The sequence below is a fragment of the Streptomyces sp. NPDC038213 genome (assembly GCF_055600495.1).
Genome location: NZ_JBVJYM010000013.1, coordinates 171,005 through 178,619 on the forward strand (window position 1 = coordinate 171,005; position 7,615 = coordinate 178,619).

Genomic DNA, 7,615 nt, shown 5'->3' on the forward strand with positions numbered 1-7,615 from the left:
CATGAGCAAGCCGCCCCGCCTCACCCTGCCCCCGGGCGCCCGCGCCCGCAGCCTCCGCACCGCGCGGGGCGCGTTCGCCGTGCACGAGGCCGGCGCGCCCGGGCGGGGCACCGCCCTGCTGGTCCCCGGCTACACGGGCAGCAAGGAGGACTTCATCGGCCTCCTGGAGCCGCTGGCCGCGGCCGGGTACCGGGTGGTGGCGGTGGACGGCCGCGGGCAGCACGAGAGCGCGGGACCCCGCGACGAGTCCGCGTACGCCCTGCCGGAGCTGGCCGCCGACGTGCTCGCGCAGGCGGCGGCGCTGGGCGCGGACGCCCCGGTGCACCTGGTCGGGCACTCCTTCGGCGGGCTGGTCGCGCGGGCCGCGGTGCTCCGCGACGCGGCGCCCTTCGCGGACCTGACCCTGATGAGCAGCGGCCCCGGCGCCCTCGACGAGGGCCAGCGGGAGCGGACGAAGATGCTGGTCGCGGGGCTGGAGCTGATGTCCGGCGATATGCCGGCCCTGTGGGAGGCCATGCGGGCGCACGACGCCCCGGACACCGTGCCGGACTCCCCCGAGCTGGCGGCGTTCCTGCGGGGCCGCTGGCTGGCCACGGTCCCGGAGCAGCTGATGGCCGCGGGCCGGATCCTGGTGTCGGAGCCCGACCGGGTGGCCGAGCTCGCCGCCGTGGACCTCCCGAAGCTGGTGCTCTCGGGCGAGGTGGACTACGCCTGGCCGGTCCCGCTGATGGACGCCATGGCCGGGCGCCTGGGCGCACGGCGCGTGGTGGTCCCGGGGACGGAGCACTCCCCCAACGCCGAGGCCCCGGAGGCCACCGCGGCGGCCCTGGCGGCCTTCTGGAACGGTACGGCGGCCTCGCGCCCCGGCACCGCCTGACCGCCCGCGCCGCCCGGACGCCCCGCCCTGCCCGGCCGCCCGGTCTCAGAACCGGGACTGGAGGTGGGTCCAGAAGCCGTCGCGCAGGGCGCGGCGCAGGTCGGCCTGGCCGCGCAGGGAGTAGTGCAGGAGGGCCTCGGCCTCGACGAGCAGCTCCTGGTCCACGCCGCCGGGCAGGTAGGGCCGGCCGGGCAGCAGTTCGGCGAGGGCCGTGGTGCCGCGGGCGGCGAGCCATCCGGCGGCGATGCGGGCCCCGGTGGCGCGGACCTCCTCGCGGCCGGGGCGGGGTGCGGACTCGTCCTCGGGCTCGTAGGCGGCGGGGGCGGCCTTGCGGGTGACGTAGGGCTTGCAGAACTCCAGGTCGAAGACGCGCCGGCTGTCGACCTCCCACAGCAGCGGCTCGGCCTGGTTGCGGCCCTGGTCGGCGGACTCGATGCCCCACAGGTGCACACGGGCCCCGTAGCCCTGGGCCGCCTCCACGGCGGGGACGAGGTCCTCGTCGCCGCCGACCAGGGCCGCGTCGCTGACGGCGCGGTGGCGGGCGAGGGACTCCAGGTCGGTGCGGATCAGGGAGTCGACGCCCTTCTGCTGGTTGCTGGCGTTGAGGTTGCCGAGGCGGACCTTCACGTCCGGCAGTTCGGCGATGGACTGCTGTTCGGGGGTGTGGATGCGGCGCCGGGCGCCGTCGTACCAGTAGACGCGCAGCAGCCGGCTGTCCGCGAAGATCGTGCGCGCCTTGTCGATGAGGGCCTCGATCAGGCCCCCGGCGTCCAGGTCGAAGCTGCGGCGGTCCTCGGTCCCGGCGACGAGACGTCCGGCGGCCGCGTAGACGTACCCCGCGTCCACGAAGATCGCGTGCGTGGCGGGGGTCCTGGCGACTTCGGAGAGGACGCGCTCCAGGAGCTCGTTGGTCCGGTCGAGGCGCGCGCCGAGGTGTTCTTCCATAACATTCTCATTGTGACGGAGGCCACATGGGCCGTCGCCCTACGGGTCGGTACTTAGGTAATCGAAAAATTTCCTTAGCGTAGGGAATGTTTGCCGATTACACTTCGTTAAGACCTTTGCAAGGAGCACACCGACGAAGGGAGAAGCCGATGCGCTTCGAGATTCTGCGCCTGGACGACGTCGACGGCACGGCCGTGGACAGCACCGTCGTGGACGCCGCCTCCGTCAACCGGATCGTGCAGCAGGCCGCCGCAGTCGGCCAGCGCATCCTCATCCGGCCGGCAGAGTCCACCGCCGCCTGACGGCACACTCGCGAAACGCCCCCGCGCCTGGTCGGTACGGGGGCGTTCGCGCGTTCCGGGCCGGTACGGGACCCCCGGGGGCGCCGGGTCAGGCGCTCTCGACCACCTGGAGCACGCCGTTGATGATCTGCTGCACGGCGATGGCGGAGAGCATCATGCCCGCGAGCCGGGTCACCAGCACCACGCCGCCGTCCTTGATGATCCGGATGATCACCAGCGAGTAGCGCATGACCAGCCACAGCACCACGTGCATGGCGACGATCGCCGACCAGACCGAGACCTGCCCGCCGACCCCGTCGGCCTTCTGCACCGCGAGGATCACGGAGACGATCGCGCCGGGCCCCGCGAGCAGCGGCATGCCCAGCGGCACCAGTGCCACGTTCACGTCCTTGGTCTGCTTGGGCTCGTCCGTCTTGCCGGTGAGCAGGTCGAGGGCGATCAGGAGCAGCAGCAGACCACCGGCGATCATCAGCGCCGGCACCGAGACGTGCAGGTAGTCGAGGATCTGCTGGCCGCAGATCCCGAAGACGGCGATCACGCCGAAGGCCACGCAGACGGCCTGCCAGGCCATGCGGCGCTGCACCTTGACGGGACGGCCGGAGGTCAGCGCCAGGAAGATCGGCGTGATCCCCGGGGGGTCCATAATCACAAAAAGGGTGAGAAAGAGGGATCCGAAGACGGCAAAGTCGAACACAGTGATGGCCTTGCATGAAGAGTTCGTACGAAGAAGGGGGCGCGCGGAAGCGCCTGCGGGGTACCGGGGAGGGGCGCGGACCGGCGCGGGAGCGCCGCGGTGCGCGCACCGGCACCGGGCCGCGCGCACGGGGCGCGGCGGCCGGGGCCGGCGGAGGGGTTCCGGGAGCCGTCAGGCGCCGGCGGGTCCGCCGGTGCCCATCACCGGGAAGGCGCCCGTGGCCCGGCGCGTGATCTCGCCGTAGATCTCCGGGTCGGTGGTGTACTCACCGAGCCGGCAGGTCTTGCGGCTGCCGTGGTAGTCGCTGGAGCCGGTGGCCAGCAGGCCGAGCTCGGCCGCGAGGCCGCCCAGCCGGGCGCGGGTGGCGGCGTCGTGGTCCATGTGGTCGACCTCGATGCCGTCGAGGCCGGCCGCGGCCAGCTCGGCTATCGCGTCCTCCGTCACCACACGGCCGCGCTTGGCGGCCCCGGGGTGGGCGAAGACGGCGACCCCTCCGGCCGCCTTGACCAGGCGCAGGGCCTCGAAGGGGTTCAGCTCGTGCTTCTCGGCGTAGGCCCGGCCGCCGTCGGCCAGCCACTGGGGGGTGAAGGCGTCGGAGACGCTCGCCACCACCCCGAGCTCGACGAGCGCGGTCGCGATGTGCGGGCGCCCGACGGAGCCGTCGCCCGCGATGCGCGCCACCTGCTCCCAGGTGACGGGCACGCCGAGCTCCTGGAGCCTGGCGGTCATCGCCTGCGCGCGCGGGACGCGGTCGTCGCGGACGAGCTCCCGCTCCCGGGCGAACTGCGGCTCGTCCGGGTCGAAGAGGTACGCGAGCATGTGCAGCCCGACGCCGTCGAGGCGGCAGGACAGTTCGGCGCCGGTGACCAGGGTCAGGCCCTGCGGTACGGCGGCCAGGGCCTCGGCGTACCCGCCCACGGTGTCGTGGTCGGTCAGTGCGACCACGTCGAGCCCGGCTGCGGCCGCGTTGCGGACCAGCTCGGCGGGGGTGTCCGTACCGTCGGAGGCCGTGGAGTGGGCGTGCAGGTCGATGCGCACTGCTCGGCTCTCCAGGGGCGGGGACGGACGGGGGACACCTCAGGATAGCGGGGACCGCGGCCGGCCCCGTCCGGCGGACGCCGCCGTGCTCGGGCACGGGTCGGGGACGGCTCGGGTACGGGCCGACGGCGGTCGGGCCGGCAGGCGGGGCGGCGGTCGGGCCGGGCGGGCGGTCAGCCGGAGGACAGGATGCGGGGGCTCAGCGCCCCGCAGGGCAGCAGCTCCACCTCGGCGCCCGCGTCGCGCAGGTCGGTCAGGACCAGCTCGTCGTACATCAGCAGTCCCGACTGCTCCGGCCAGACGATCGCCCACAGCCACAGCCCGCGCGCCTCGCCCGCGAAGACGGCCCGGTCGTCCGGGGCGCCCGTGACGTGCCACAGCGGGGTGGGGCGGCCGGCGGCGACGACCTTGGCGTGCGGGGTGCCGGAGACGTCCATGTGGGCGCCCGGGTCCGGGCCGTCGATGCCCGCGTACCGCGCCCCGAGTCCCACACCGAGCTCCTCGGCCACGAGGATCAGCTCCCCGAGGCCGCCGAGCGGTCCCGGTCCGGAGCAGGCGACGGCGGTGGCGCGGCCGCCGCTGCGGTCGTCCCCGGCGCAGGCCACTCCCGTGAAGAGCCAGCCGACCGGCAGGGGCCACGGCATCCACACCGGCACCCGGGCGCGGTGGACCACGACGCCGAGGCCTTCGACGCTGGGCGGGATCACCGGTTGCAGGGGCTGGACCGCGCCGTGGACGGCACAGTGCCAAGAGTCGGCGAAAAGGCCGGGCGCCCTGACCCGGCCACCGCACTTAGGGCAACTCGGTTCACCCCTCATAGGCTCCCAGGCTCCTCCCCGGCCGCCGCCGCGTCAAGGGACGATCACCCGTCCGGATGCCGTGCGTACCCCCGGTGGCGGCCGTCAGTCCAGGGGGACGGAGCGGCGGGCGGGGTCGCGCAGGTCGGTTCCGGCGGCCAGCCAGCGCTCCTGGAGGGCGGCGGCGCCGTGCACGCGCTTCCACGCGGCCTCGTTCGGGGTCATCGGCAGCAGCGGCAGGAAGCGCACCGCCTCGGCCCCCTCCAGTACGCCGTCCAGCTCCAGGTCCCCGACGAGCCCGCCCGGCTCGGCGACCAGGACGGAGCTGAACGGCGCGCCCGGCCACAGCGGGTCCCCCACGTCGAGGGAGGCCCCGGGGGCCACGACGAGCCCCTCGACCTGCGGGGAGGCGGCGAGCACCGCGAGGGGGCGCAGCAGCTTGTCGGTGTCGGCGCCCGCGGGCCGTACGGACAGCACCAGTTCGGCGCGCGGACCGCGCACCGGGTCGGCGAGGACGGCGGTGGGGTCGGTCATGGGCTGCGCCGACATGCCGAGGGTGGCGTAGCGGACCACGTCCCCGTCGCGGAAGCGCAGCACTTCGATGCGGTCGGTGCCGAGGAAGGTGACCGCGGCGCGCGCGTCGGGCTCGCCGAGCGCGGTGCGGAGGCGGGCCTCCACGAGAGCGAGAACTTCTGCCATGCCGTGAGCATAGAACTCCTATCGGGCGGGTAAAGGAGCGGTCTTGACCATCCGTCGGCTGATAGTGTTGACCGCTGGTCGGGTCAGCGCGCCGGGGCATCGCCGCCGCGGCTGGGCGCACCGACCGACAGGACTCCCCCACGGGGGACCGGCCGGAGGAGGTGGGGCTGCGGTGGACCGAAGTCGATCGTGCAGTACCAATCGCTCTTCCGCGGGGTCCTGCCTCCCGGCCTGAGCCGGTCCCTTCCGACCGCTTGACGCCGGTTCTCCACTGTTCACCGGTCACGCAGGGCGCGCGTACTGCGCCTCCCGACCGGTCCCGGTCCCCCGCCGTTCCCCTGGACGCCTCCTTCCGTACCGGCGTCCCGTGCCACGGCACCCGCAGACGAAGAGCGACGGCAGCACCCTCCCTCCCGTCCTGTTCCTCCCGCCGGCCCGCAGCGGCGGAAGGACCTCCGTCCGCGCGGCGGCCCGCCGCGCCCAAGGAGCCTGCCATGTCGATGATCCGTGACCTGCGCGCGGCCGTCCGCCCCTCGCTGCGCAAGACCAGCACCCCGCACAGCCCGTACGACACCACCCGCGACCCCTCGGCGAGCAGCGCCGTCGTCGACTGCGCGGTCTACCGCGGCGGGCGCCGGATGCCCGGCGGCTGCCTGTCCCCGCGCGAGGCGATGCACCGGGTGCGCGCGGACGGCGGTTTCGCCTGGATCGGGCTGCACGAGCCCACGGAGGACGAATTCGCGGGCATCGCCGCGGAGTTCGGGCTGCACCCGCTGGCCGTGGAGGACGCGGTGCACGCGCACCAGCGGCCCAAGCTGGAGCGCTACGACGACACGCTGTTCACGGTGTTCAAGACCATCCACTACGTGGATCACGCCCAACTGACCGCCACCAGCGAGGTGGTGGAGACCGGCGAGGTGATGTGCTTCACCGGCCGGGACTTCGTCATCACGGTCCGGCACGGCGGGCAGGGCTCCCTCAAGGGGCTGCGCTGCCGCCTCCAGGACGACCCGGAGCTGCTGGCCCGGGGGCCCTCGGCGGTGCTGCACTCGATCGCGGACCACGTGGTGGACGGGTACATCGCGGTGGCGGCGGCCGTGCAGGACGATATCGACGAGGTGGAGAGCGAGGTGTTCGCCGCTCCCGCCAAGGGCAGTCCGCGCGGGGTGGACGCCGGGCGGATCTACCAGCTCAAGCGCGAGGTCATGGAGTTCAAGCGGGCCGTGGCCCCGCTCCAGCGGCCGATGGAGCTGCTGAGCGAGCGTCCGATGCGGCTGGTGGACCCGGACATCCAGAAGTACTTCCGCGATGTGGCCGACCACCTGGCGCGGGTGCACGAGCAGGTCGTCGGCTTCGACGAGCTGCTGAACTCCATCCTCCAGGCCAACCTGGCGCAGGCGACCGTCGCCCAGAACGAGGACATGCGCAAGATCACCTCCTGGGCCGCCATCATCGCCGTCCCCACGATGATCTGCGGGGTGTACGGGATGAACTTCGACCACATGCCGGAACTCCAGTGGGAGTACGGCTACCCGATGGTGATGGCGACCATCGCCGGCGCCTGCTTCACCATCCACCGGGCCCTGCGGCGCAACGGCTGGCTGTAGCCGCCTACCCTGTGCGCATGACTCTGAGCACGCTCGACCTGGCCCTCGTCGAGGAGGCCGTGAAGAAGTCCGGCCTGATCTGGGTCCGGGGCGCCGGGCCCGACCGGGCGCTGTGGCACGCCTGGGTCGCGGGGGCCGCGCACGTACTCGGCGACGGACCCGGCGAGCAGCCGCTGCCCGGGCTGGAATCCGGCGGTACGGCCGAGGTGACGGTCCGCAGCAAGGACAAGGGCGGCCGGCTGGTCGCCTTCACCGCCTCCGTCACGGAGCTCGCCCCCTCCTCGGAGGAGTGGGAGGCGGCCGTGGCCGAGCTGAAGGGCAAGCGGCTGAACGCGCCCGACTCGGAGGAGATGACCGCCCGCTGGGCGCGCGAGTGCCGGGTGCTGCGGCTGGAGCCCGCGGCCCTCGCGGACGGGGCCCCCGAGGGCTCCCTGGCCGCGGCCCCGCTGCCCTCCCCGGCGACCACCCGCGAGCCGGTCCCGGCGGCCCTGCCGAAGCTGCTGCTCAAGCGCAAGCGCCGCCGCTGAGCCGGCGCCGGACCGTTCCCCGTCCGCCGGGGTCCCCCGTTATGTTTTTCGCGGTCCTGCAAGAGGGCCGCTGGCCTCCGGGCCCGGCATGACTGTTGCCCCCTGTCGAACGGATGACCTGGGGGGTGG

Annotated in this window: 9 protein-coding genes; 4 read left to right on the plus strand and 5 right to left on the minus strand. The window is 73.9% G+C overall.

The genetic code is table 11. From position 1 onward, the window contains the following. Position 1: 1 nt before the first annotated feature. Positions 2 to 877: an alpha/beta fold hydrolase gene (locus tag ACZ7JZ_RS20090; protein WP_470940946.1), complete on the plus strand. Its 876-nt coding sequence runs from the start codon at positions 2 to 4 to the stop codon at positions 875 to 877. A gap of 45 nt (positions 878 to 922) precedes the next feature. Here the strand turns inward: ACZ7JZ_RS20090 and ACZ7JZ_RS20095 are convergent, their stop codons facing one another. Then, the gene (locus ACZ7JZ_RS20095; protein WP_470940948.1) at positions 923 to 1,822 is read right to left on the minus strand and encodes an NYN domain-containing protein; all 900 of its coding nucleotides are present in this window, start codon (positions 1,820 to 1,822) and stop codon (positions 923 to 925) included. Between the two features lie 149 nt (positions 1,823 to 1,971). On the opposite strand from ACZ7JZ_RS20095, the gene ACZ7JZ_RS20100 reads away from it, so the two are divergent. Next, a complete protein-coding gene (locus ACZ7JZ_RS20100; protein WP_470940950.1) occupies positions 1,972 to 2,124 on the plus strand; it encodes a hypothetical protein in 153 nt (50 codons plus the stop codon). A gap of 88 nt (positions 2,125 to 2,212) precedes the next feature. Here the strand turns inward: ACZ7JZ_RS20100 and ACZ7JZ_RS20105 are convergent, their stop codons facing one another. The 4 genes from ACZ7JZ_RS20105 to ACZ7JZ_RS20120 form a co-directional block, all read right to left on the minus strand. Then, positions 2,213 to 2,818: a MarC family protein gene (locus ACZ7JZ_RS20105; RefSeq protein ID WP_470940952.1), complete on the minus strand. Its 606-nt coding sequence runs from the start codon at positions 2,816 to 2,818 to the stop codon at positions 2,213 to 2,215. Between the two features lie 171 nt (positions 2,819 to 2,989). Further along, complete coding sequence (locus tag ACZ7JZ_RS20110) at positions 2,990 to 3,856, minus strand: PHP domain-containing protein (RefSeq protein ID WP_470940954.1); 867 nt, start codon at positions 3,854 to 3,856, stop codon at positions 2,990 to 2,992. A 173-nt stretch (positions 3,857 to 4,029) separates the two neighbouring features. Then, positions 4,030 to 4,674 (minus strand): DUF6758 family protein, encoded by a 645-nt coding sequence (locus tag ACZ7JZ_RS20115; protein WP_470940956.1) that lies wholly within the window; start codon positions 4,672 to 4,674, stop codon positions 4,030 to 4,032. Positions 4,675 to 4,758: 84 nt separating this feature from the next. After that, positions 4,759 to 5,352, minus strand: a complete 594-nt coding sequence (locus ACZ7JZ_RS20120; RefSeq protein WP_470940958.1) for a suppressor of fused domain protein — start codon at positions 5,350 to 5,352, stop codon at positions 4,759 to 4,761. Positions 5,353 to 5,846: 494 nt separating this feature from the next. Here ACZ7JZ_RS20120 and ACZ7JZ_RS20125 point away from each other — a divergent pair, with 494 nt between their 5' ends. Both ACZ7JZ_RS20125 and ACZ7JZ_RS20130 read left to right on the plus strand, forming a co-directional pair. Beyond that, positions 5,847 to 6,959: a magnesium and cobalt transport protein CorA gene (locus ACZ7JZ_RS20125; RefSeq protein WP_470940960.1), complete on the plus strand. Its 1,113-nt coding sequence runs from the start codon at positions 5,847 to 5,849 to the stop codon at positions 6,957 to 6,959. Positions 6,960 to 6,976: 17 nt separating this feature from the next. Continuing rightward, positions 6,977 to 7,486, plus strand: coding sequence for a hypothetical protein (locus tag ACZ7JZ_RS20130; protein WP_470940962.1), 510 nt, complete (start codon positions 6,977 to 6,979; stop codon positions 7,484 to 7,486). The last annotated feature ends 129 nt before the right edge of the window (positions 7,487 to 7,615 follow it).

What these genes read in the sequence shown, in the direction of transcription:
- ACZ7JZ_RS20095 (WP_470940948.1), bottom strand. Translation starts at nt 1,822, where the DNA reads ATGGAAGAACACCTCGGCGCGCGCCTCGACCGGACCAACGAGCTCCTG.
- ACZ7JZ_RS20130 (WP_470940962.1), top strand. Translation starts at nt 6,977, where the DNA reads ATGACTCTGAGCACGCTCGACCTGGCCCTCGTCGAGGAGGCCGTGAAG.
- ACZ7JZ_RS20115 (WP_470940956.1), bottom strand. Translation starts at nt 4,674, where the DNA reads ATGAGGGGTGAACCGAGTTGCCCTAAGTGCGGTGGCCGGGTCAGGGCG.
- ACZ7JZ_RS20125 (WP_470940960.1), top strand. Translation starts at nt 5,847, where the DNA reads ATGTCGATGATCCGTGACCTGCGCGCGGCCGTCCGCCCCTCGCTGCGC.
- ACZ7JZ_RS20120 (WP_470940958.1), bottom strand. Translation starts at nt 5,352, where the DNA reads ATGGCAGAAGTTCTCGCTCTCGTGGAGGCCCGCCTCCGCACCGCGCTC.
- ACZ7JZ_RS20090 (WP_470940946.1), top strand. Translation starts at nt 2, where the DNA reads ATGAGCAAGCCGCCCCGCCTCACCCTGCCCCCGGGCGCCCGCGCCCGC.
- ACZ7JZ_RS20100 (WP_470940950.1), top strand. Translation starts at nt 1,972, where the DNA reads ATGCGCTTCGAGATTCTGCGCCTGGACGACGTCGACGGCACGGCCGTG.